Consider the following 24,203-nt stretch of genomic DNA (forward strand, 5'->3'; position numbering starts at 1 on the left):
AAAAGTGCCTACTTGTGAGCAGCTGCCTGCGCTTCTATTTTCTCCGCCAGATCGTTCAGATACATCCAGCGGTCCATCTTTTCTTCCAAAAGAGCTTCTTTTTCCTCTTTTTCCTTTATGATGCCGTTCAGAGCCGTATAATCGCGGGCAGAGTCCTGCATCTGCTGCTCCAGATCCGCGATTGCCTCTTCCAGCGCCGCGATATCATCCTCGATCGTCTCCCACTCTTTCTGCTCCATATAGCTGAATTTGAGCTTTTTCTCGCGCTGGCGACCGCGGTTTTTATCCTTTGCCGTCTCCGCTGCATCTGACGTTCCCGCACCAGAAGCGCCTCCGGTCTTCTGGCCTCTGCCGTGTTCCTGACCGGATTCCTCCATCTCTGCCGCTATGCGTTCCCCACAGGCTGCCTGATAGTCGGTATAGCCGCCCTCATACTGACGGATCGCGCCGCCGCCCTCAAAGGCGAAGATCCGGCGCACTACGCGGTCAAGGAAATACCGGTCATGCGATACCGTAATCACGATCCCCTGGAAATGATCAAGATAATCCTCCAGAATCGTCAGCGTGCCGATATCCAGGTCGTTGGTCGGCTCGTCGAGCAGAAGGACGTTTGGCGCGCCCATCAGGATATGGAGCAAATAGAGTCTGCGCCGCTCGCCGCCCGATAGCTTGCCAATCAGCGTGTACTGCATATGGGACGGGAACAGGAACCGTTCCAACATCTGGGATGCCGATACCAGCCCGTCCGCCGTCCGCACGTACTCTGCCACATTTTTAATGTAGTCGATCACGCGCATCGACTGATCCATATCTTCGTTTTCCTGTGAAAAATAACCCATTTTTACGGTCTGGCCGATGATCGTCTCGCCCGAATCCGGTTTCACCCAGCCGGTAATCATCTTCATCAGCGTTGATTTGCCGCTGCCGTTCGGTCCGATGATGCCGATGCGGTCATCCTTCAAGAAGATATAGGAAAAATCATCGATCAGGAGGCGGTCACCATACGCCTTATGAAGATGGTGTGCCTCGACCGTGGTTCGTCCGAGACGGCTGGAAATCGAGCTCATCTCCACATTTCCATCTACTTTCGGCGCTTCCACCGCACTCAACGCCTCGAAGCGCTGAATACGCCCTTTCTGCTTCGTGCTGCGTGCCTGTGCGCCGCGCCGGATCCACGCCAGCTCCGTCCGCAGGATATTCTGGCGTTTCTGCTCCGAGCTCACCGCCATCGCCTCGCGCTCTGCCTTTAATTCCAGATAGCCCTCATAGCCGGACTGATAACTGTACAGCTTTCCCTTGTCCAGTTCGACGATGCGGTTCGTCACGTTATCAAGGAAATACCGGTCGTGCGTGATCATCAGAAGCGCGCCGCGGAATTTTTTCAGGTACTCTTCCAGCCAGTCCGCCATCGCACTGTCCAGATGGTTCGTCGGCTCGTCTAAAATCAACAGATCCGCCGTCGATAACAGCACCGCTGCGAGGGCAACGCGCTTTCTCTGTCCGCCCGAAAGTGTCTCCACCTTGGCACTATAATCGGTGATTCCAAGCTTATTCAGCATGGATTTCGCATCGCCCTCGAGATCCCAGGCGTGCTCATGCGCCATATTTTCCCGGATCACGCAGTCTAAGACGGTCCGTCCCGCTTCAAACTCCGGATTCTGAGGCAGATAACGGATATAGAGATTTCGTCCCTTTACTACCGTACCCTCATCCGGCTCTTCCAGACCGGCTACAATCTTTAGAAGAGTAGATTTTCCGGTTCCGTTGATGCCGATGAGACCAATCTTATCACCTTCACCGATGGAAAATGCCACGTCATCAAAAAGCAGCCGTTCCGTATATGATTTTTTCAGATGTTCTGCTGTCAGTAAATTCATGTCTCATCCCGATCCTTTATCTGTAATTCTACCGGGCAGTGATCCGAACCCAGTATCTCCGTATGAATCTGTGTGCCCGCCAGCCGGTCCTTCAGGCTCTTGGAAACACAGAAATAATCAATCCGCCACCCAGCATTCTTCTCGCGCGCCTTAAACCGGTACGACCACCAGGAATAAACGCCCTCTTTATCCGGGTAAAAATAGCGGTACGTGTCGATATATCCAGAGTCCAGAAGCTCCGTAAACTTGCTTCTCTCCTCATCCGTAAATCCGGCATTTTTCCGGTTCGTCTTTGGATTTTTCAGGTCAATCTCCGTGTGTGCCACATTCAGATCCCCACAGAAAATAACCGGCTTTTTCTCCTCCAGCTTCTTCAAAAACTGGCGGAAATCATCCTCCCACTGCATCCGGTACGGAAGTCTCGCCAACTCATTCTGGGAGTTCGGCGTATAGCAGGTCACCACATAATAATCCGGGTACTCCGCCGTAATGACGCGCCCTTCATGATCGTGCTTCTCAATGCCAAGACCGTAGCTCACGCTAATCGGCTCCTCCTTCGAAAATAACGCCGTTCCTGAATATCCCTTCTTCTCCGCATAGCTCCAATACTGATAATACCCCGGAAGCTCCAGATCAATCTGCCCTTCCTGCAGCTTACTCTCCTGAATACAGAAAATATCCGCATCCAGCTCATGGAATACATCCAGAAATCCCTTTCCCACACACGCCCGCAAGCCGTTTACGTTCCAGGAAATCATTTTTTTCATTCTATCTCTCCTTTTTATCAAATAAGGTTTTTCCGATACATAAAAAGACAGCAGGCAGGTGGCAGACGCTCCGAAACTGGTCTGTGGATGCAGAGCAGGCTTTCGCCTATCAGTTGTACGCATCTTGAACACGCTTGTCCGAATGGGGCGGACGCAAGTCCGACACAGACGAACAAGTGTAGTGAAAGCAAGCGAACAACGATAGTGCGAAGAGCCAGCGGCGCATTCACAGACCTGTTTCGGGGCGGCTGCTGCCTGCCCCACCTCTCTCATTTTTATAAATCTACGTGTAAATCCTGATGTTTAATCCCATGTTTCTCCACATATCCCGTCAGCATCAGGGTCAGCGCACCATCACCCGTTACGTTGCAGGCAGTACCAAAACTGTCCTGAAGCGCAAAGATCGTCAACATCAGCGCCGTTCCAGTCGCATCGAAACCGAGGACACCGGTGATCAGTCCCAGGGATGCCATAACCGTACCGCCCGGAACACCCGGTGCACCTACGGCAAATACACCTAAAAGAACACAGAACAGAACCATCGTCATCATATCCGGGAGGGCGCCGTACAAAATCTTGGATACCGTCATGACAAAGAATACCTCGGTCAGAACCGAACCGCACAGATGGATATTCGCAAACAGCGGAATACCGAAATCAACCATATCGTCACGAAGCGGCTCTGCCTTTTTGGCACAGCTGAGCGCCACTGCCAGGGTCGCCGCAGAAGACATCGTACCGACTGCCGTCAGATATGCCGGACCATAATGCTTGATAACGCCTCTCGGGTCACGGCCAGAGTAAATACCAGCCAGTGTATACAGCAGCGCCATCCAGATATAGTGGCCTGCCATAACAATCAGGATAACCGAAATGAAGATCGGCGCCTGTTTTGTGATGGTTCCCTCATATGCCAGGGAACAGAACGTAAATGCGATGTAAACCGGAAGAATCGGAATGACAATCTTCTGTACAATCTCCAGAACGATCTTCTGGAACTCGTCTAAGAGTTTCGTTACCGTCACCGCCTTGGTCCAGGTCGCTGCCAGACCCATCATAACGGAAAATACCAGCGCACTCATGACGCCCATGATCGGCGGAACGTCCAATTTAAAGACAACCTCCGGCAGACTGCGCAGTCCATCGACTGCCGACTGAATCGACATATGCGGAATCAGCGTATATCCGGCTGCCATCGAAAACAGCGCCGCGCCAAGAGACGATGTATACGCCAGAATCAGCGCTACTCCAAGCAATCTGGAGGCATTCTTTCCAAGCTTCGTGATCGACGGGGCAATAAAGCCGATGACGATCAGCGGTACACAGAACGAAATAATCTGCCCAAAAATATAATTCAGCGTCACAACGAGATTCATAAAACTTTCATTTGCTATAAGACCGGCAATAATACCGATCGCTACACCCAGCACCAGCCGAAACGGCAGGCTTTTCATCAACTTGCTCATACCCATTTTTCCTTCCTAATACCTATCTCTTCATTCTTACTCTTCCCAAAGTTTTTTCGGATACAGACCGCTGTCCTTCATCCCCTGGATCGCGTCTGTCACCATCTTCTTATCTTCCTTGTAGGTCACGCCATACCAGCGATCCACGCTCTTTAACACAGTCACCTCGGCTTTCCCCTCTTTCAAAAGTTCATCCACCACAAACGGAAGGAAATACTCACATTTGAGTGGATTTACCGACAGGTTTTTCTCCAAAAATGGAACAAAGCGCGCCTTTAACTCCTTTAAGATGCTGGAAGTAAAGCCCCAGAGGTTCATCGATACAAGCGTATCCTCCCCCAGCTGCTCCCAGGTTGCGCCGTCATCCTCGGTATATTCCGCCTGATCGCCGTGCTTCTCGATGCGCGTTCTCTCGTGGATATCCGCCAGATGTCCATCCGCATCCACTGTACAGACGCCGCGCGCCACATGGCCGTTTTCCGTCAATGTGTTGTAGAGATGATAGGCAACCATCGCATACTGATATTTGTCATCATCGCCGCAGGATGCCAGACGATCGTAGATCGCCTTGAACGCCGATTTTCCATAGTAATCATCCGCGTTGATCACCGCAAACGGTCCGTCGATCACCTCGCTGCAGCAGAGAATCGCATGACCGGTTCCCCACGGTTTGACGCGTCCCTCCGGAACCTCAAACCCATCCGGAAGACGGTCATTTTCCTGATACACATACTCCACCTGCACGTGCTTTTCCATGCGGTTTCCAATATGTTCCTTAAACTCTTTCTCAATCGATTTCTTGATAATAAATACGACCTTTTCGAATCCAGCCTCGACTGCGTCGAAGATCGAAAAATCGATGATCAGATCTCCTTCCCGATCGACCGGATCAATCTGCTTCAAGCCGCCGTACCGGCTGCCCATACCAGCCGCCATGATCACCAGAACTGGCTTCTGACTCATGAAAATTGTCCTCGCTTTCTGTTTCTTATCCACAATCCTGCCGTTTTCATTCAAAGCAGAATTGCCTGTTTCCTTTTATTTTAAACTAATTCGGGCAGACTGTAAACAGTAAAACAAAAACCCGGCTGCCGTTTTATTCCATAGAGCGGATATTCTTTTTTGTTTACATTTTTATAAATGTATTTTTTGCTGTTTCTACACCAGTTAATTGTATCTTTTAGTTCTGCGCATACTTGTATGATAGATTGTTTTCACAAATATTTGATGTATGCGGGAGGTGCTTTAAATGATTGCTGCTGGTGACCGGCTCCGTGATTTACGGGAGGACAAAGGAAAAACGCAGGCGGAAATTTCCAGTCTGCTGGGTACAACTCAGCAAATCTATTCCCGCTATGAAACAAACCGGACAGATCTGCCTCTTCGGCATCTGATAAAACTGGCGGATTATTATCAGGTCAGCGCTGATTATATTCTCGGTCGAACCTCCTACCCGAAGAATCCGCCCGAAATGGCGAAACCATTTCTTAAAAATGTCACCTATGGAGAGGTCAATGGACGTATCTCATCCTTCCAGACTTCCACGAAAAAGCAGTTGATCGAATACATCAATTACCTGGTTTATCTGGAATCACGCCATAAGAAGGATTGATCGCAGTGAACAGGACATTAATACCATAGGTGTGCAAAAGACAGCTCCAGGCATCGCTCACATGCAGCGTCTGGGGCTGTCTTTTATCTTTCAGACTTTTGTCTAAATCACTTTGATTCCAGCTCTTAGTCGTCCTCTTCCTCACTATCCGTAACAGTAAATACCTGACGTTTTCTCGCCATCTCATCGTTTGCCAGATACTCATCGTAAGTAGTAATCTTATCGATCAGCTTGCCGTTTACGATTTCCATGATACGGTTTGCGGTCGTCTCAACGATCTGGTGGTCACGGGAGGAGAATAACAGCACGCCCGGGAACTTGATCATACCGTTGTTCAGAGCGGTAATGGACTCCATATCCAGATGGTCGGTCGGCTCGTCCAGAATCAGGACATTGGAACCGGAGATCATCATCTTAGAAAGCATGCAGCGCACCTTCTCACCACCAGAAAGAACGCGGACCTTCTTCACGCCGTCCTCACCGGCAAACAGCATACGTCCTAAGAATCCGCGGACATAGGTCACATCCTTAACCGGAGAGTACTGGGTCAGCCAGTCTACGATCGTGTCGTCGTTATCGAACTCTTTCGAATTGTCCTTCGGGAAATATGCCTGACTGGTGGTCAGACCCCATTTATAGGATCCCTCATCCGGCTCCATCTCGCCGGAAAGAATCTTGAAGAGAACGGTCTTTGCCTGCTCGTTCGGTCCTACAAATGCTACCTTGTCCTCGCGTCCGAGAATGAAGGAAATATTATCAAGAACCTTCACACCATCGATAGTCTTAGACAGGTTCTCTACGCTTAATACCTCATTACCGATCTCACGTTCCGGACGGAAGTCGATATACGGGTACTTACGGCTGGACGGTTTGATCTCATCTAACTCAATCTTCTCCAGAGCACGTTTTCTGGAGGTTGCCTGCTTAGACTTGGAAGCATTGGCAGAAAATCGCTGGATGAACTCCTGCAGCTCCTTGATCTTCTCTTCCTTCTTCTTGTTGGCTTCCTTCATCTGCTTGATCATCAGCTGGCTGGACTCGTACCAGAAATCGTAGTTTCCGGCATAGAGCTGAATCTTGCCATAGTCGATATCTGCGATCTGGGTGCAGACTTTATTTAAGAAGTAACGGTCATGGGATACCACGATAACCGTATTCTCAAAGTTGATCAAGAACTCCTCGAGCCATGCGATCGCATCGAGATCCAAGTGGTTTGTCGGCTCGTCGAGAAGCAGGATGTCCGGGTTTCCGAACAGTGCCTGTGCCAGAAGAACTTTGACCTTCTGGGCACCGGTCAGATCTGCCATCTGTTTGTAGTGGAGATCCGTCTCGATTCCCAGACCATTTAAAAGGTTCGCCGCGTCGGACTCTGCCTCCCAGCCGTTCATCGTGGCGAACTCGCCCTCCAGCTCGGCAGCCTTGACGCCGTCCTCCTCGGAGAAGTCTTCCTTCATGTAGATAGCTTCCTTCTCTTTCATGATCTCGTAGAGTCTCGCATTTCCCATAATAACGGTATCAAGTACCGGATATGCGTCATATTTAAAGTGATCCTGCTGTAAGAATGAAAGTCTCTGTCCCGGTGTGATGATAACCTCACCATTGGTCGGTTCCAGCTGTCCGGACAGGATTCGTAAAAAGGTAGACTTTCCGGCACCGTTGGCACCGATGAGTCCGTAGCAGTTTCCCTCAATAAATTTAATGCTTACGTCCTCAAATAACGCCTTCTTTCCTACTCGCAGTGTTACATTGCTTGTACTAATCATGGCAATTTCCTTTCATACTGTTCAAATCGTTCATACTCCCCAGGTGCATCTTTGCCCCGGGCGGGTGCAATCCATGTATATTTTACAGGTTTTTCCCGAATTTGCAAGCATTTTACGGGTTTTTATTCCCATCCGACAAAAACCAAGTTACTGTTCACGCATACGTGCCCAGTAACGGAATTTGCCGTGGCTTCGCATTTAAATACGCCAAAAACTAAAATCTTCCGAACGTATCCACCAGCCAGGACAAATAATCTGCCCGCTCATCCGTAAACTGCCCCGGAACCAGACGCCAGCGCCAGTTTTCCCCGAGGGTTCCCGGCGTATTCATGCGCGCCCAGTTATCGAGCTTCAACACATCCTGCATCTGGAAAATGGCAACGCTCGCGACTGAACCGTATGCCGCGCGGAACACGCGGTCTACCACCTCACTCTGGTGTGCTGCACCGAGGTAATCGGCAATGTACTGAAGCTCCCACCACTGACGTTTTTCCGGTTTGAAATACCCCGCCAGCGTCTCATTGTCGTGCGTTCCACCGTAGACTACGGAGTTCGGGTCATAGCAGTGCGGCAGATGCTCGTTGAAACGGTCGCCACTGAACGCAAACTCAATGATCTTCATGCCCGGATAGCCCGTCTCTGCCAGCAGATCCTTGACCTCCTGACAGAAGACACCAAGATCCTCCGCGATGATCTTCGTCTCGCCTGCCGCCTCGTCAAGTGCGTCGGTCAGCTTTTTGCCCGGACCTTTCTCCCACTCGCCGTCTTTCGCAGTCACAGCGCCATACGGGATTGCATAATACTGCACCACGCCGATGAAATGGTCGATCCGCACCGCATCGTAGAGCTTCGCGGACGCTTTCATCCGGCTTCGCCACCAGGCGAAATCGGTTTGTTTCATTTTCTCCCAGTCGTAAAGCGGGTTGCCCCAGAGCTGTCCATCCTCTGAAAATGCATCCGGCGGCACACCCGATACCTTGAGCGGCGTCAGATTTTCCTCGTCGAGCTGGAACAGCTCCGGGTGGCTCCAGACATCCGCGCTGTCGAGCGCCACGTAAATCGGAATATCACCGACGATCTGAAGTTCTTTTTCTTTTGCATACTGTTTTAATTTTTTCCACTGTTCAAAAAACTTAAACTGTAAGAACTTCCAGTAATTTATTTCTTCTGCCAGCTCTTCGCGCATGCCGAAAGCGCCTCCGGACGGCGGAACCGGATGTCCTCGTCCCAGTCCATCCAGCCTTTTCCTTCATATTTACCCTTGACTGCCATATAGAGCGCATAGTCGTCCAGCCATTCTTCATTTTCTTCCAGAAATGCCTGATATTCCTCACTTTCCTTATGGCTGCTCCGCTCATACGCCTTGCGCAGAAGCGGAAAACGGTAATAATACAGCGCGTCATATTTGACCTGATCCTGCTTGTCGCACCACCAGCAGGCGTCTATCTCATCCTGGGTCAGAAGTTTCTCGTCTTTCAGCGTATCCAGATCAATAAAATACGGATTTCCCGCAAATGCAGAGTAGGACTGGTACGGGCTGTCCCCGTAGCAGGTCGGTCCCATCGGAAGCACCTGCCAGTACGTCTGGCGTCCGCGTTTTAACTGATCAATAAACTCATACGCCGCCCGTCCGAACGTACCGATTCCATACGGCGACGGCAGGCTGAAAATCGGCATCAGTACGCCTGCGCCGCGTTTTAACATTGTCTTCATCGCTTCGTTTCCTCCTATTCTGCCCGATATACTGTCTCACCGCTGCAGATGGTATAGTGAACCTTTCCATAGAGCTTCACTCCCACAAACGGGGAGTTAGACGCCTTGGAATGGAATTTTTCTACGGTATATGGTGTCTGGTCGTCAAAAAGAACCAGATCCGCCGCGCCGCCCTCGCGGATGCGTCCCGCCTCCTTCATCCGGTACAGCTTCGCCGGATTCAGGCACATTTTCTCAAACAGAGTCAGATAATCAATGTGACCAGCTTTTACCAGCCTGGTAACCGCCAATGGCAGGGAGGTTTCCAGCCCGATGATGCCGCTCGGTGCCTCGGTCAGCGGTTTTTCCTTCTCCTCGGCGCTGTGCGGTGCATGATCCGTCGCAATCATATCAATCGTGCCGTCCTTGATTGCTTCAATCAACGCCTCGCGATCCGCAGCACTCCGCAGCGGCGGATTCATTTTCGCCAGTGTTCCGTACTCCAGAACCGCCGTCTCGTCCAGTGTAAAATGATGCGGTGTCACCTCCGCCCAGACATGCGCGCCCAGCTTTTTCGCCAGCCCGACCATCTGCACCGCATTACGGGAACTGATGTGCTGGATATCCACATCTGCGCCCGTGTGAAGCGCGATCATGCAGTCGCGCGCCACCATCGAATCCTCCGCCAGCGCCGGGGAACCACCGATTCCCAGCTGCTCGGACACCGGACCGCGGTTGATGCCGTTGTTGAAAATAAATGCCGGATCCTCCTCATGGAAGCTGAGCGGCACATTGAGACGTTTCGCCGTCTCCATCGCCTCTTTGACCAATTTTTCGCTCATCAGCGGGATTCCGTCATCCGTAAATCCGATCGCACCCGCCTCTTTGAGGGACTCCATATCGGTCAGTTCTTTTCCTTGAAATCCCTTCGAGACTGCCGCGCAGGTTTCCACGTGGATTCCCGTTTTCGCACCCTTTTCCAGAATATACCGGACAATCTCCGGCGTATCGGCAACCGGTTTCGTGTTTGCCATACAGACCACCGTCGTAAAGCCGCCCGCCTTCGCAGCCGCCGCGCCCGTCTCGATGTCCTCCTTGTAGGTCAGACCCGGATCGCGGAAATGCACGTGGACGTCCACCAGTCCCGGCGCGACGATCAGCCCTTCTGCATCCAGCACCTCGGCATCCGCCGGGATGAACGGTGCGTCAGATGCCTCATCTGATTCTGATTTTGTATCTTTTTTCACGATTTTCTGAATTTTCCCATTTTCAATCCACAAATCTGCCCTTCCGTCGAATCTGCTCTCCGGATCGATGACTCTGCCGTTTTTAATTATTTTTACCATTCTAACCCCTTTTTAACTCATATGTTAAAACGTAACTGTTCAGTACCTTCACAGTCACGTCAAAACATTTTTTCAGACAAACTCAGCCCTTAACTCATCTTCGCCGGCACGATCTCCAGCCAATATCCATCCGGATCGTTAATGAAATAAATACCCATCGCCGGATTTTCAAAACAGATGCATCCCATTTCCTTATGTTTGGCATGTGCCGCCTCCATGTCTTCCGTCTCAAATGCCAGATGGAACTCATTGTCGCCCAGGTTGTAGGAGTCCTTCTCCCAGTCGCGCAGCCAGGTCAGCTCCAGCTGGTAGCCGGTCGTGCCATCGCCCAGATAAACAAGGATAAAGCTTCCGTCTGCCGCCTCCTTGCGGCGTACCTCCTTAAGTCCCAGTGCTTCCTCATAAAATTTCAGTGACTTGTCCAGATCGATGACATTGAAATTGTTGTGTGCAAATGTAAATTTCATCGAATAAACTCCTCTCCTTCCTTGTGAATCTCTACAATCCGATCCCGCCAGCCTTCACTGGATGGATGTTCGATTAATTTTGGTATAATCGTATAATCTTCCCAGAAATGCATCGGGAAAATCCATTTTGCGTCCGCCTGCTCCATAAAACCGGCAGCGCCCAGATAAAACCACTGCTCCTGCCTCGGATCGACCGGGATAAATGCCAGATCCGCCGTGCGCCCGGAAAGCTTTTTCATCTCCTGTTTATAAGAAGCCGCCATATTCCGGTTCCATGCCATATCTTCGCCTTCCCACCACCAGTTATTTAAGTCACCGGCGTGATAAATCTCCTTTCCTTCGCAGGAGAGCCAGAAGGCGACGCCTTCGTCGGTGGAATGGAACGTCTCGACGATAAGGCTTTCTTCAGAAATATTCAGGCAAAATCTTTCTCCTGCCTTTACCAGCCGTATCCTGTCTTTATATCGTTTACGATATTCCTCCGGTATCTTTTTCCCAATCTCTTTTGAGAGAATATAAAAAACATTTTCCCGTTTCTCTCCCAGCTGAAAGATTACCGGAGCATAATGATCGGCATGGAAATGGCTCGCAAAGATAAAGAGGGGCTTCCCTGCCGGAAACTCCGGGAGAGTTCCCTTAAAATAATCAAACAGAATCACGGCATTTTCAAGCTCAACTGAAAACGAGCTGTGATGAATATATGTGATTTTCAAACGAATTAATTCCCTTCTATAATGAAAAAGAATGTGCCTTGGCACATTCTCGCGCCGAGCGCGGTCGCTTGCGACATGTTTCTGCTTCGCGCGAGTGCGCATCATTGGCACGTTAGTGCCTTTTTGTGTAATAGGAAATTTCAAGGAATTTCCTATTACACGAAACAACAGCCAGCCAAAAGTATCCCGCATACGATACTCGCAGCGCTTTCAGCCGGCTGTGCTCTCTTCGCAACCTTTAGTTTCTTTCTTGCTCTGTGCTTTTGCTAAGAATTTCTCATTTTTGATGATGAAACGCTCATGTGTGCCGCCGCCGATGGAACCTTTCGCGTCAAATGCCTCTACCTTAAATACGAGACGTCTGCCGTCTACTTCTACCAGCTCACTCTCGCACCAAACCTGCATGCCGACCGGGGTCGCTGCATTATGGGCAATTTCCAGCTTTGTACCAACGGTTCCCTCACCGTCGTTTAAGTACGGAGCCACGCTCATCCACGCGGTTTTCTCCATCAGTGCAACCATCGCCGGAGTTGCAAACACCGGTAACAGACCGCTTCCCACTGCTGCTGCGGAATTTTCATCCGTAACCATAACTTCCTGTCTTCCCTTGATACCAGCTTCTAACATATTGTCTGCCTCTCTTTCTTTTTTGCGCCAAAATCTGCGCTGTATCAAATTTGTTACTGTTCACGCATACGTGCCCAGTAACAGAATTTGCCGTGGCTTCGCATTTAAATGCGGCAAATTCCTGCTGCCACCATGTTTTCTTACGGCACTTTCGATTCCAAAAGTGCCTACCCGTGTACAGTAACTCAAATTTCTGTAACCGTCCCGTGCTTCCACAGCCGCCATCACTCTTTTAGCGGTATCCGTCTGTATTTCCCCGCCTTACAGCGGTTTGCCGCACTTTGGACAGTACGAAAAATCCTCATCCGTCTCAAATCCACAGGACGGACAGACCTTATGACGGTGTGATGCATCACTTCCCGTCCACGGATTTCCATTTCCATCCTGCCGAAGTGTCAGATCGCTTTCCGTGATCTCGACCTCCTCGCCCCGAAGCAGCCTCTTTCCTACCTCCGGATCCAGCTCATAGACCGCACCGCAGCACGACATTTCTACGAAAAAGCGCCGGTTCCATTTAAAAATCGGGATAAAAAAGAAACTAAAATACATATAGGTCATGTACACCTGATACCGCCCATAAGCGCCGCAGCGCCCGCAGATCACTGTTTTCAGGTACTCCAGCGGCTTCACGCCGGAACTGATGCCACCGATAAAAAACATCCGTCTCCCCTCCTGCCATAGAACAAAGCATGTGCTCTGGCACATTCTCGCGCCGAGCGCGGTTGCTTGCGACATGATTCCTCTTCGCGCGAGTGCGCACATATATACATCATACCTAAGTAGCGCGTCTTTCGCAAGATTTTTTTACGCTCTGATGCAATTCTCTTTCTGATAAAAGGTAACCGTTTGCAGTCAAAGGTCTTCTATGCTATGATACGTCTCATAAGAATTACATGATTTGATACTTTATGATTCAAGGTTTTATAACTTGATATTCCATTGATATAAGCAAAAAATATTTAAAAAAAAGAGGATGCCCTGCCATGAACACACATACAACAAACCTGCCTGCAATCGAAAAGCACAATTTTCCCAACTCCCACATCATCTCCTGCCTGAACCTGAACCTCGCACAGATCGCCGCCTCCGGTCAATGTTTCCGTATGCTTCCGGTTCCGGAAAAACCGGGGATCTGGTCACTCATCAGCGGGACGCACTATCTGGAAATTTCCGGGACGCCGGACGGTTTCTTCTTCGACTGCCCGGACGAAGCGCTTCCTTTTTGGAAACAATACTTCGATCTCGGCACCGATTACGGCTCTTTCATCGCCTCCATCCGCGCAGACGATGCCTACCTCGCGGCGGCGGCAGACGCCGGTTCCGGCATCCGGATTCTCCGTCAGGATCTCTGGGAAATGATGATCACCTTCCTGATCTCCCAGCAGAAAACCATCCCAAAGATCCGCGAAGCCGTCGAGACCCTGGCAAAAAAATACGGTGCGAAGAGAACCGCCGCCCTGTCCGACGGTTCTATCCGCACCTACTATTCTTTTCCCTCGCCCGAAGAACTGGCATCTGCCAGCCTGGACGACCTATTAGCCTTAAAACTCGGCTACCGCGCCAAATACATCCACCGCCTCATCCAGGATGTCCTCGCCGGAACCGTATCCTTAGAATCCCTCGCAGCCCTGCCGCCGGACGAAGCCATGACCGCACTTACCAGCCTCTATGGCATCGGTCCCAAGGTCGCCAACTGCGTCTGCCTCTTCGGACTCCACCACATCGACGCCTTCCCCGTCGATACCTGGATCGAACAGATCCTGACCAAAGAATACCTTCCCAAGCACCCCATCCGCTACCGCCGCCTTCCAAAAAGCCGCCTGTACACTACTATTATCCAGGATTTTTTTGGAAGCTATAAAGGATACGCAGGGGTAATGCAGCAGTATATCTTTTATTATGAGCGCAGCATCCGAAACGGAAAATTCTAAAGATTCAGCAGCGCCAACGCCACCAAAATAATCCCGCATCCCCCAATCTGTCTCCGGCTGATTGGATCCCCGAGCACCAGCACGCTCACAAAACTGACCACCAGGATCGTACCGACACTAAAGCTCGGATACACGATAAACGCCGGCAGTCTCGACACACTCGCCAGCAGCAGCGAGGTTGAAAAATAGTTTGGAAATCCGACTGCCACACCACTCAAAAAGTCCATCTTTCCAATCTTGCGGCGGGTTCTCTGCTGCTCGAGAAATGCCAGAACCACAGTCAGAACCAGTGCGGTCAGGAACGTATAGAACAGAAACAGCGCATCAAACCGCCTCTCGCCGATCCTCTCCGTTACCTTGGACATCCCGTCTGCCATACCGCTGACGACAAATAAAACGAGCAGAAGTCCCGCCGAACCCATCCTCCGTCTGCGTCCGCAGCCGCGGTCCCCCTCGCTGTTGATGACCCAGATCGCCACAATAACCAGCACGATCCCCACCAGCTGGAACAGCGTTGGGATCTCACCTAAAAACAGGATACTCGCCGTGACCGGAATCACGATACCAAGCTTCGCAAATGCCGACGACAGAACTGCCCCATTTTCACGGATGCATTTCTGCATTAGAACCAGATTTCCTGTAAACAAAAATCCATTCACGATTCCCGTAAGAACCGCCGTCCGGCTGCCTGCCGCAAAGATATTTTTATCTGGAAGCAGAACAAACGCCACCACCAGGCAGGTCACATAATTTCCAACCAAAATCCCATATCGGTTATCGCTGAACGTCTCACTGATCCGCAGCGCCAGCGCCAGGGACGCGCTGAAAAGAATCGCAAAAATCAGATAAATCATATCTACTTATAAGAGATCGCCGGTCTCCCGGAATTTCCGGTAATGATGCGTTCTCTTTGCCTCCTCCAGTTTTTTAAGCATGGCCGGAATATCCCCGTTTAAGGTTCCCGCCAGAATCACGTAGTTCGACGCATGGTTCGTCCGGAATACTGTGCCCGGAGAATCCACATTTTTCAGGAAAATTTCCATTTCATCCACAATTTCATCCGGGGTTATCCGCTGGAACCGCCCTTCCACGACATCTGCATACATCGGCGTGCCCTCGTACAGGCGCAGCGTCAGGAAGGATGCGTACTCCGGGTTCATCGCCGTGATGAGCTTCGCACAGGACAAGGCATGTTCCTCCACCTTGCTGCGTCCGCCAAGCCCCGAAATCAGCGTCACTGAGGTCGCGATGCCGCAGCGTTTCAATTTTTGTCCTGCCTCAATGGTCTGTTCCGCCGTCACGCCTTTATTGATATATTTTAAAATCTCATTGTCGCCGGATTCCGCACCCACATAGACGATTCCGAGTCCCGCCTTGCGCAGGCGGATCAGCTCTTCTTCCGATTTTCGCAAAATATCCTGTGCCGTTCCGTAGGAAGCCACCCGCTTCACGCCCGGATACAGGCGGTGGATCGCATCCAGAATCACCAGAAGATCCTCTGTTTTCATAACCAGCGCATCGCCGTCCGCCAAAAATACCTTATCGATATACGGCGCATACGGATTGTGCGAAACCTCCGTCAAATCTGCCAGAATCTCTGTCAGGCTCCGGATCCGGAACTTCTTTTCTTTATACATATTGCAAAAGCCGCAGGTGTTGTGTGCACATCCGATCGTCACCTGAATGATCAGGCTGCGCGCCTCACTCGGCGGTCTGTATACAATTCCCTCGTAGTCCATATGATTCCTCCTTTTTCTGTATCTCCTCTGCCGGACTGCCCGCATCTGCTCCGGCAGTTTCCTCATTTTCTGCATTCTCCGGGTTTTCTATCGTCTCCCCCGGCAACGGGAAATCCACACCCGCTTTCAGCTCCAGCACCGTGTTGTCCGTCCGGGCATCGTGCAGGATCGCCTGCAGCCTTGCCAGCCAGAAATCATTGCCGCTATAACGGATCCAGTACTGATATGCCTCGCTTTTTCTGATCTTTGCCACATCAATCTTCGTGCCCGAACAATAATCACGGTTCATATCGGCATAGAGCCTTGCCATCTCTTCTTTGATATCCTTTGATGCCGACTGCAGCGCCTTAAACGCCTGTTTCGAAATCACATCTACCAGAAACTGATCCGCATAAGCATCAAAATTGAGAAGATTCTCGTCTTCTTCCCCGTAGCGCTGCGCCCAGCCTGCTATGTCTACCTTTTTTGTATGGTAGGACAGACTGCCATCCGCCTGCCAGTTTAGGATACTGTACTGGCACGGCGCCATCGGAAGCGGAGAAGTCACTATCTCCCGGATTCCATATCCGCCCGGTGTGTTCAGATTTGACGTATGCTTCTTGATTCTCTGCAAATGCAGATGCCCGCTCAAATACACCGGAACTCCATATGCTTCCAGAAGCGCGGTCACTTCTTTCGTATTTTCAATCGTGCATTCCTCCGGATAGAGTGTACTCTCATCCAGCAGATTGTGGTGTGAAACCGGAATGACCGTCACACCCTGTTTTTTCGCCTCCTCCAGCTGTGTTTTCATCCACGCAACCGTCTCTTCGCTTAGCTTTCCGCCCGTCTCATGGACCGGTTCACACATGCAGCTGTCCAGCATCATCAGCCAATATTTTTCATCCAGGCGGTAAACATAACTCAGCGAATCCGAAGCCCGGGACACCGCCTGATCATAGCCAAACTTATGGTAAATCTGGTAAAACTCTTCCGAACTTGTTCCCTCTGCCGGAGATACCTGATCATCAAAATACGTTGCCGCCCACGGGTGGTTGATATCATGGTTGCCCGGAATCACCAGCACCGGAATTCCCGCTGCCTGCACCCGCTCTAGCTTCTCTGCAAGCGCTTCATGGTTTGCTTTCTCACCATTCTGGGAGAGATCTCCGCTCAAAACCAGTGCCGATGGATGCGCCGTCCGCACTTCCTCCAGAAATGCCTCCGTGATCTCATCCAGATACGGCACGATCGTCCCATCATTTCCCATCGTATAGGTATCAAACGCCGACTGGAAATCTGTCATCTGCGGGGACTGATAGTGAAGATCCGTCGCCAGCCAGATGGTCGGCGGCATATAAACTGTCTCTTCCTGTGCCTTCTGGGGCTCTTTTTCTCTTTTATACAGCTGTTTCCGGGAAGTCCGGCGCTTTAAAGCCGTTTCTCCATCCGAAGCGTTCTCATCTGCATCATCCTGTATCACTTCCCCGGCGGATGATTCATCCTCCTTCAGATTCCCGGCGGCTCCATTTTTTTCATTCTCCGCCACATCGCCGCCATCTGTCTCAGCTTCCGAAGCTTCCGTCCCGGATGCATGCTTTTTCCCTGCATCCGGCACCAGCCATACAACCAGAAAAAGTGCGAGGACCAGCAGCAGAAGCTGTGCCCCCCGCACCAGAATTGATATCTGTCTTAACTGTTTCATGCCTGCTCCGGTTTCGGCGCATTGCTCTTACCTGTCAGAGTTTCCACACGCAGGCAGAGGACGGTGGTTCTCGCCGCCACCTCCGGAGCAAACTCATACGGTCCGCCCTCCGGGTCATACTGCTGCATGATCCGTGTCAGTGCCTCTCCTTTCTCCCCAGGATCAGCTACACGGGATAACCGTCCAGTGCCGCAGACACTCTCATAAATCATCGTGCTTCTGCATGCCGGTTCCAGAATCTTTATCTCTTTTTCATTCTGCACACAGAATGCCACCCGGTTGTCGCGCTCCATATGCTCAATCTTCGTTCCCACCGGAGCGCCGTGGAAATACAGCACCGGCGTCTCCTGGTCTTCGTTCCACACAAAACCATAATTTAACGGGATCACATACGGGTATTCATCCCCGGAAAAGGCGAGACTACACACCCGGCAGTGTTCCAAAATGGCTTTCTGCCCGTCTTTCGACTCAATCGCACGTTCTCCTCTTCGCATTATTTATCCCCCTTCTTATCCGAACCTTTCTTCTCCTGATTCTCTTTCTCCCGTTGCTCCCGTACCTTCTGGAACGCCTCGTCGCCGACTGCCACGCGGATAAACTCCTCCATTGCTTTCGTGAGGTACTTATTTCTCTTCTTGTACAAATAAACGTAACGGACCGCCAGCTCTTCATTCATCTTGTAAAAGCACAGCGGCACTTCATATGGAAGATTGACGATCAGGCCATCCGGGATGAAGGTCGCGCCCACGCCCCGTCCTGCCATGTTGAACGCAGAGACAACCTGGTCCGGTTTCATGATAATATTCGGCGAATAATTCTGGCGGCTGCACATCTTCATGCTGCGCTTGTAAATGCTGTTTTCCTCTTTGACGAAGATAAACGGAGTACTCTTTAAGAGCGGCAGCGGCAGTACCGGGAACTCCGCCTGACTGTGGCGTCCTGCCCGGATATCTTCCGCGGTAAGCTGATACTGGGTCAGCTCCTCATTGATCGAAAAACTCTTCGGAACAGCCAGAATAATTCTCTCCGTGCTATAATAATACTTTTCATAATTTTTGTCATCCAGTTCCGAGTTATCGATCAGAAGATCCAGTTCCTCGGCAACCAGCTTATCGGTCAGCTGTGTGGTCGTGCCCTCCTGCAGATCAATCTTGATCTGCGGATACCGATGGGAAAACTCGCTCAACACGCCCGGAAGTACAAACGAGGTAAAAAAGATCGTTCCGCCAACCGACAGCTTGCCCGCCAGAAGCCCATTTAAGTTATTCAGTTGATTGAGCGTGTTCTGTTCCAGCGCAAACAGCTTTTCGATCGCGTCGATATAAACTTCACCGCCCGGCGTCAGTCCGATCGGAGAGGTGCTCCGGTCAAAAATCGGAGTTCCTATCTTTTTCTCCACCTTCTTGATCGCCGTGCTTAACGCCGGCTGCGTAATATACAGTTTCTGCGCCGCCTTCGAAAAACTCTTTTCCTCGTAGACCGCGTATACATACTCTTTTCCGTCGAACATGTTTCCTCCTATGTACCCTGCTTTTTCTCATCGCTGCATCCTGCGGGATATTTCATCCCGAAACTTCCCGCCCGTGAACATTCTCATTCCGTTCCATTCTTTCCCCTTTATCTACAGGGTTTCCGGCACTTTTGTCCACTTATGATTCTATAACAAAAAATTTATAATAATTATTTTCTTATTTATATTTGATTATATACGATGAATGATATATAATCAAGTTAAAGATAAGGAACAAGAGAAAATAATTCATCTTCTTATCTTTCTGGCATAGCCAACCACCCCGATTTTCCCCAAAATCGGTTCCCATATATTGATTATTCCTCATGAGCACGCACTGCAGAACCCTCGTTCCCCAACCAACCCGCAGTTGCGTGCTTATTTGTATGTAATTTTTCCCCCGTCCAGCTCAGCTCTATCAGCTCGTCCCCATCATATGACAATTTCAATGAAAAAAACGTATCCCTTTCAATCAGAAGCTTCAAAAAGATCCGATCGCCGTCCCAGAGCCGCAGAGCCGGCACATCCTTTTTCGCCACCCAGGCAAGCTCGCCCTCGTCACATTCGCGAAGCGTTCCCTCAAATCCATCCGCCGTGTACAGACACATATATTCCGTCGGCCAGCCTTTCGCGATAAACGTCACGATTCCACGGAAGCGCCAGGAAGTCAGAGTCAGCCCTGTCTCCTCCTTCACTTCGCGCAGCAGGCAGTCCTCCGGGCTTTCATTCTCCTCAAAATGTCCGCCGACGCCAATCCATTTTCCTTCATTCACATCCTGTTTCTTCTTGATGCGGTGCAGCATCAGATATGAATCGTCTTTTTCAATGTAGCAGAGCGTTGTCAGCGGCGAACGCTGTTTTTTTGTCTCTCCCATGCCTCCTGGTACCTCCATTTTTATTTAATGTACGCTCGGAATCTTCAGATGCCCGTAGTCCTTCGCCTCGTCCTCCAGGATATTCTGCAGAAAATCGCTCAGTTCGCTGACATAGCCGATCTTGTTCCAATCTTCCAGCACCGGATTTTCCTTTGCGGCTTCCTCGATCTGATACATCCGTCCTTCATAATAATTCACGCACAGATCCGCGTAGTACGAAGCCATTTCCCGTTTCTTCTCGTCCGTAAAAAATGCATGGCGATCCTCAATATGGCGATTCAGATCCCGAATTGCATCGCGGATTGCCGCCCGACGCAGGATCGACTCCGAATAAGCCGTAAAATCTGCCAGATCACGGTTATGGTACGAGTGGCGTATCGCCCAGCCGTCCACATCGACTGATTTCGCATCATACTGGTAGGTCCCGTCGTTCCAGATGCGGACAATCCCGTAATGGCACGGAGCCATCACCATGGAACCCGTCACAATCTCATAGATGCCCGTGTCCTCGTCTTCCTTATAATGCTGGATATGCAGATGTCCGCTCAAGTGCAGGCGCACGCCATGATCCGACAGCATCCGCACCAGTTCCTCGTTGTGCTCGATCGTACAGTTGTCATAAAAGGCCCGGCTCACTCCGCTCTCATCCAGCAGGTTATGATGGCTGACGGATATCACGCGGGCGCCTTCCCGCTCCGCCTCTTCCAGAATCGGCTCCATCCACTCATACGTTTCCCGGCGGATCATGCCGCCGACCTCATTTTTCGGTTCATACTGACAGGAATCCAGCATCAGCAACCAGTTTGCACTGTCTATCTTATAAAGATAACTCAGCGATGCCGGATCCCGGCTGTCCGCCGCTACATAGCCAAAATCCGCATAGATATCCCGGAACTCGTCCGCTGTGATGGACTCCACCTTTTCCGCTCCATCCGCCGTATAGCGGCGGGCATCCGGGTTATTGATATCGTGGTTTCCCGGTATAACCGCGACCTCAATTCCCGCCTCGCTGAGTCCTTCCAGAAGTTCTGCCAGTTCCTCATGGCTCGCTTTCTCTCCGTCCAGCGTCAGATCTCCGCTCAGAATCAGAAGGTCCGGATCTTCCTCCTTCATATCATCGAGAAAGGCGTCCATGACCTCCCAGCCGTACTCCAGCACGCGCCCGTCTCCGCCCCTCGCCATTCCGACAAAGGAATCACAGCGGTTTCCTGCCAGTTTCTCGGCAAAATAGTGCATATCCGTTGCCACCACGATCTTCTTTTCCACGAAATGGTCCTCGGTTTCCTCTTCCCCGCTTTCTTCGTCTTCGGCAGCCTCATGGCTCTCCTGTGTCTCCTCTGTCTCAGTTGTCTCAGTCTCCGACTCCTGTGTGGCACCCGGACTTTCCGTTTCCGCCTCGCTGGAAACCTCCGTCGCGTCTGCCTCCTTCGATAGAACGAACAGCCGCCAAGCAGCGCTGCCAGAAGGACTGTTGCCATCACTATACATCCTTTGTTTCTTCTACCTTTTCTCACTGTACCTATCCGCTCCTGTTTTCTCTCCATCTTTCAATTTCTGTAACTGTTCAGTACCTTCACAGTCACGCGCAAAAATCCATTAAAAATTGCCTACGGCAATGGGATTTTTGCCTGCTGGCCCATGTTTTCGTACGGTCAGCACAGTAAATGTGCAGACCTACTGAACAGTTACCAATTTCTACTGCTGTTTCTTGCCTTTACCGCTATTGTTTGTACCAATTCTTCGTACATAATCTGCTCCGGCGCGATATATCTACGTCTCGTCATCCACCGAAAGCTCCGTCCGTCCCAGCGCTGCCATCGCCTCTTTTTCCTTTTTGGTCAATTTCTTGATCGCTGCCTCCCGGCGCATCGCCTCGCTGCGCGTCGCATATTCTTCATAGTATGCCAGCACTACCGGACGGCGGGTTTTCGTGTATTTTGCACCTTTCCCGGCATTGTGCGCCGCCACCCGCGCTGCCAGATGGTTCGTCCACCCGCAGTACAAGGTTCCGTCCGCGCAGCGCAAAAGATATGTATAATTCATGCCTCATCCTGCCTTTATGGTTCGCACTCCCGACAAAAATTTCTCAGTACACAGGAAAACGCATCCGGACGCCCTATGTAAACGGCGCCGCGCCTTGCAATGCACGGGCACCGCCCGGTTCGGGAAATTCCTTCCCCGGATCTATCATCAAGCACCGGCCGGATGCGTTTTCCTGGCTTACAAGGCAAAAATCCTTTGTCAAAGTCAAATCTGCATGGATTTTTGCTTGTAACTGTAAAGATATTGAACCGTTACAATAATAGTATATAAAGTTTTCCCCCAAATGCAACCATTCCGGCTGGATTTTTTGTTACTGTACACGCATACGTGTCCAGTAACGGAATTTGCCGTGGCTTCGAATTTCAATACGGCAAATTCCTGCTGCCACCACGTTTTCTTACGGCACTTTCGGTCCCAAAAGTGCCCACCCGTGAACAGAAACGATTTTTTCTCTCTAAAATTCCTACCTATGAACAGTTACCCGCCGTTACCTCTTTGATCAGAAGCAGCCGCGCCCCTGCACCGGCTTCCTCCCCGTCGATTTCATTCATTTCCCGCACCTGATCCACCGTCGTGTGGAATTTTTTTGCAATTTTCCACAGAGAATCCCCCGGCTGCACAATATAACCCACAATCCCTGGCTGCTGCTCCCAGCGCTTTAAATCGAACGGCTGTGTCTGCACGGATGTAACCACCTCTTCCTGCATCGGCTGGAATACAAGCAGTTCCACCGTGAGCTGCGCCTTGACCTCCGCCTCACCGCCGCCCAGCATCACCGCGCCGAGCTGTTCCAGCCCCAGATTCAACTGCCAGACGCAGTCTTCCCGGATCCCCTCCGCCTCGACCGTGCCGGAAAATGGCAGAACCTCAGAAATTGCCCCGACCGGCGCCGCGTCATCATCCGTCAGATACAGGAGACTGACTTCCAGCACTCCCTCGATCGCCAGACCGTTTTCTGACGGGCGGCTCTCATCCAGCCGGACAATCCCACTGCTGTGGCAAATCTGCAGAATTCGCTCCGGTTTCTGAAAAGAAACACTTCCGCCCACCCGCATTTTGCAGCTGTTGCGCGTCAAAAGCCGGTCAAAGCACACCTCCCCCTGCTCGCTCACGACCTCGCAGCCGGTCGAATAGAGATCGCTTAAAAGTTCCACTGATTCTTCTTTATAAAGGCGGATGTCCAGCTCCAGCACCGCCTCCACTTCCACTTCGCGCATCTCCCCATCGCTGTCCGGCTTTTTGCCCGCCTCTGCATGAAGAATCCGGACCCCGACCGCCGGGATCATCTCCTCCACCGCCTCCGAGAGTTCCACTTCACCGGAAAACGGAATACTCTCCTCCAACCACTGAACCGGCGTGTGCTCGCCCTCGCCGCTGTAAATCAGGAACACCGACAATTCACCGTCCAGATGCAGTTTTCCATCCAACGGGCGCACCGAAACATCCCGAAGACGCATCTCCTGCCAGAGAATCGTCTCAATATTCGGCTTATTTGCCGATACGCTTACTTCCTCCCGGACCCGGTAGATATCTTTGCGCCGCACTGCAAGCGTCGCTGCCGGAACGCTTCTCTTCAGGACTTGCAGCCCCGCATCATCCGTCTCGACATCCGCGGCAGCCTGCACATCGACGCGGCTTTCCGCCCGCACCGTAAGCGTCAGCACCGCTTTGGCGCTCAGCTTGCGCGAATGAATCATGGTAATATTCAAATCTTCGATATTCCATACGATCTGCGTATAGTCGCGCTCCGAAAGCTCCGGCACATTGACCGTTTCCTCAAATGGGATCTCCCCGCCCATCGCCTGCAGCCCGCCCGACTCCCGGCGGTACAGCACCCGGAACACAAGCTTTCCCCGGATCAGCACCTTTTCTCCCTGAATCCGTGAATTTTCTATCTGAACCTCCCCGTCTGACAGCAGTATCTGCACCGCATCATCCAGCGCATCCGGCACAATAAAATCATCATCCAGCGTCAGCTGCGACACCGCCGTCCCCCTCTGCCGGTTCATATGTATCTCTTTTTTGATCAGCTCTATCATAAAAAACGCCCCTTTCCAAACCGCACGCATTTCTCTCAAAGAAATTTATGCA

Annotated in this window: 21 protein-coding genes and 1 pseudogene; 2 read left to right on the forward strand and 20 right to left on the reverse strand. The window is 51.2% G+C overall.

Annotated elements, in window-relative coordinates:
• Positions 1 to 8: 8 nt before the first annotated feature.
• The 4 genes from DWX76_RS00995 to DWX76_RS01010 form a co-directional block, all read right to left on the reverse strand.
• A complete protein-coding gene (locus DWX76_RS00995) occupies positions 9 to 1,877 on the reverse strand; it encodes an ABC-F family ATP-binding cassette domain-containing protein (protein ID WP_118522225.1) in 1,869 nt (622 codons plus the stop codon).
• On the reverse strand, positions 1,874 to 2,644 hold the full coding sequence (locus tag DWX76_RS01000) for an exodeoxyribonuclease III (protein WP_107000799.1): 771 nt from the start codon (positions 2,642 to 2,644) through the stop codon (positions 1,874 to 1,876). The genes DWX76_RS00995 and DWX76_RS01000 overlap by 4 nt, the downstream gene beginning before the upstream one ends.
• A 275-nt stretch (positions 2,645 to 2,919) precedes the next feature.
• A complete protein-coding gene (locus tag DWX76_RS01005) occupies positions 2,920 to 4,110 on the reverse strand; it encodes a dicarboxylate/amino acid:cation symporter (protein ID WP_118569997.1) in 1,191 nt (396 codons plus the stop codon).
• A gap of 36 nt (positions 4,111 to 4,146) precedes the next feature.
• On the reverse strand, positions 4,147 to 5,073 hold the full coding sequence (locus tag DWX76_RS01010) for a nucleotidyltransferase family protein (RefSeq protein ID WP_118469111.1): 927 nt from the start codon (positions 5,071 to 5,073) through the stop codon (positions 4,147 to 4,149).
• A 286-nt stretch (positions 5,074 to 5,359) separates the two neighbouring features.
• Between DWX76_RS01010 and DWX76_RS01015 the strand changes: the two genes are divergently transcribed.
• Positions 5,360 to 5,722, forward strand: a complete 363-nt coding sequence (locus DWX76_RS01015) for a helix-turn-helix domain-containing protein (RefSeq protein WP_022360587.1) — start codon at positions 5,360 to 5,362, stop codon at positions 5,720 to 5,722.
• 125 nt (positions 5,723 to 5,847) lie between these two features.
• Here DWX76_RS01015 and DWX76_RS01020 read toward each other — a convergent pair whose 3' ends face one another.
• The 7 genes and pseudogenes from DWX76_RS01020 to DWX76_RS01050 form a co-directional block, all read right to left on the reverse strand.
• On the reverse strand, positions 5,848 to 7,485 hold the full coding sequence (locus DWX76_RS01020) for an ABC-F family ATP-binding cassette domain-containing protein (RefSeq protein ID WP_022360588.1): 1,638 nt from the start codon (positions 7,483 to 7,485) through the stop codon (positions 5,848 to 5,850).
• Between the two features lie 214 nt (positions 7,486 to 7,699).
• Positions 7,700 to 9,198 (reverse strand): annotated as a pseudogene (gene malQ, locus DWX76_RS14710) (4-alpha-glucanotransferase).
• A gap of 14 nt (positions 9,199 to 9,212) precedes the next feature.
• Positions 9,213 to 10,523, reverse strand: coding sequence for a dihydroorotase (locus DWX76_RS01030; RefSeq protein ID WP_107000802.1), 1,311 nt, complete (start codon positions 10,521 to 10,523; stop codon positions 9,213 to 9,215).
• Positions 10,524 to 10,612: 89 nt separating this feature from the next.
• Positions 10,613 to 10,990: a VOC family protein gene (locus tag DWX76_RS01035; protein ID WP_118569964.1), complete on the reverse strand. Its 378-nt coding sequence runs from the start codon at positions 10,988 to 10,990 to the stop codon at positions 10,613 to 10,615.
• On the reverse strand, positions 10,987 to 11,703 hold the full coding sequence (locus DWX76_RS01040) for an MBL fold metallo-hydrolase (RefSeq protein ID WP_107000804.1): 717 nt from the start codon (positions 11,701 to 11,703) through the stop codon (positions 10,987 to 10,989). Before DWX76_RS01040 ends, DWX76_RS01035 begins: the two co-directional genes overlap by 4 nt.
• A 210-nt stretch (positions 11,704 to 11,913) precedes the next feature.
• On the reverse strand, positions 11,914 to 12,330 hold the full coding sequence (locus DWX76_RS01045) for a thioesterase family protein (RefSeq protein ID WP_118523490.1): 417 nt from the start codon (positions 12,328 to 12,330) through the stop codon (positions 11,914 to 11,916).
• Positions 12,331 to 12,591: 261 nt separating this feature from the next.
• Positions 12,592 to 12,990, reverse strand: a complete 399-nt coding sequence (locus DWX76_RS01050; RefSeq protein ID WP_022360594.1) for a zinc ribbon domain-containing protein — start codon at positions 12,988 to 12,990, stop codon at positions 12,592 to 12,594.
• Positions 12,991 to 13,313: 323 nt separating this feature from the next.
• Here DWX76_RS01050 and DWX76_RS01055 point away from each other — a divergent pair, with 323 nt between their 5' ends.
• Complete coding sequence (locus tag DWX76_RS01055) at positions 13,314 to 14,261, forward strand: DNA-3-methyladenine glycosylase family protein (RefSeq protein WP_118471556.1); 948 nt, start codon at positions 13,314 to 13,316, stop codon at positions 14,259 to 14,261.
• Here DWX76_RS01055 and DWX76_RS01060 read toward each other — a convergent pair.
• From DWX76_RS01060 to DWX76_RS01100, 9 genes are all read right to left on the reverse strand, one after another.
• Positions 14,258 to 15,115: an EamA family transporter gene (locus tag DWX76_RS01060; protein ID WP_022359449.1), complete on the reverse strand. Its 858-nt coding sequence runs from the start codon at positions 15,113 to 15,115 to the stop codon at positions 14,258 to 14,260. The genes DWX76_RS01055 and DWX76_RS01060 overlap by 4 nt on opposite strands.
• A 6-nt stretch (positions 15,116 to 15,121) precedes the next feature.
• Positions 15,122 to 16,000 (reverse strand): radical SAM protein, encoded by an 879-nt coding sequence (locus DWX76_RS01065; protein WP_118569965.1) that lies wholly within the window; start codon positions 15,998 to 16,000, stop codon positions 15,122 to 15,124.
• The gene (locus DWX76_RS01070) at positions 15,963 to 17,684 is read right to left on the reverse strand and encodes a metallophosphoesterase (RefSeq protein WP_118569966.1); all 1,722 of its coding nucleotides are present in this window, start codon (positions 17,682 to 17,684) and stop codon (positions 15,963 to 15,965) included. The genes DWX76_RS01065 and DWX76_RS01070 overlap by 38 nt, the downstream gene beginning before the upstream one ends.
• Positions 17,681 to 18,178: a pyridoxamine 5'-phosphate oxidase family protein gene (locus DWX76_RS01075; RefSeq protein ID WP_118538436.1), complete on the reverse strand. Its 498-nt coding sequence runs from the start codon at positions 18,176 to 18,178 to the stop codon at positions 17,681 to 17,683. Before DWX76_RS01075 ends, DWX76_RS01070 begins: the two co-directional genes overlap by 4 nt.
• Positions 18,178 to 19,194, reverse strand: coding sequence for a LysR family transcriptional regulator (locus DWX76_RS01080; protein ID WP_118569967.1), 1,017 nt, complete (start codon positions 19,192 to 19,194; stop codon positions 18,178 to 18,180). Before DWX76_RS01080 ends, DWX76_RS01075 begins: the two co-directional genes overlap by 1 nt.
• Before the next feature lie 317 nt (positions 19,195 to 19,511).
• Positions 19,512 to 20,069: an NUDIX hydrolase gene (locus DWX76_RS01085; protein WP_118569968.1), complete on the reverse strand. Its 558-nt coding sequence runs from the start codon at positions 20,067 to 20,069 to the stop codon at positions 19,512 to 19,514.
• Between the two features lie 24 nt (positions 20,070 to 20,093).
• Positions 20,094 to 21,557 carry a metallophosphoesterase gene (locus tag DWX76_RS01090; protein ID WP_118569969.1) on the reverse strand — a complete coding sequence of 488 codons (1,464 nt, stop codon included), beginning with the start codon at positions 21,555 to 21,557 and terminating at the stop codon, positions 20,094 to 20,096.
• A gap of 282 nt (positions 21,558 to 21,839) precedes the next feature.
• On the reverse strand, positions 21,840 to 22,112 hold the full coding sequence (locus DWX76_RS01095; protein ID WP_118569970.1) for a GIY-YIG nuclease family protein: 273 nt from the start codon (positions 22,110 to 22,112) through the stop codon (positions 21,840 to 21,842).
• Between the two features lie 467 nt (positions 22,113 to 22,579).
• Entirely contained in the window at positions 22,580 to 24,151 is a 1,572-nt protein-coding gene (locus DWX76_RS01100) for a DUF3794 and LysM peptidoglycan-binding domain-containing protein (protein WP_118523449.1), read from the reverse strand.
• Positions 24,152 to 24,203: the final 52 nt, after the last annotated feature.

Origin of the sequence: Clostridium sp. AF21-20LB (genome assembly GCF_003478795.1) — a bacterium.
Classification (GTDB): Bacteria; Bacillota; Clostridia; order Lachnospirales; family Lachnospiraceae; genus Otoolea; species Otoolea fessa.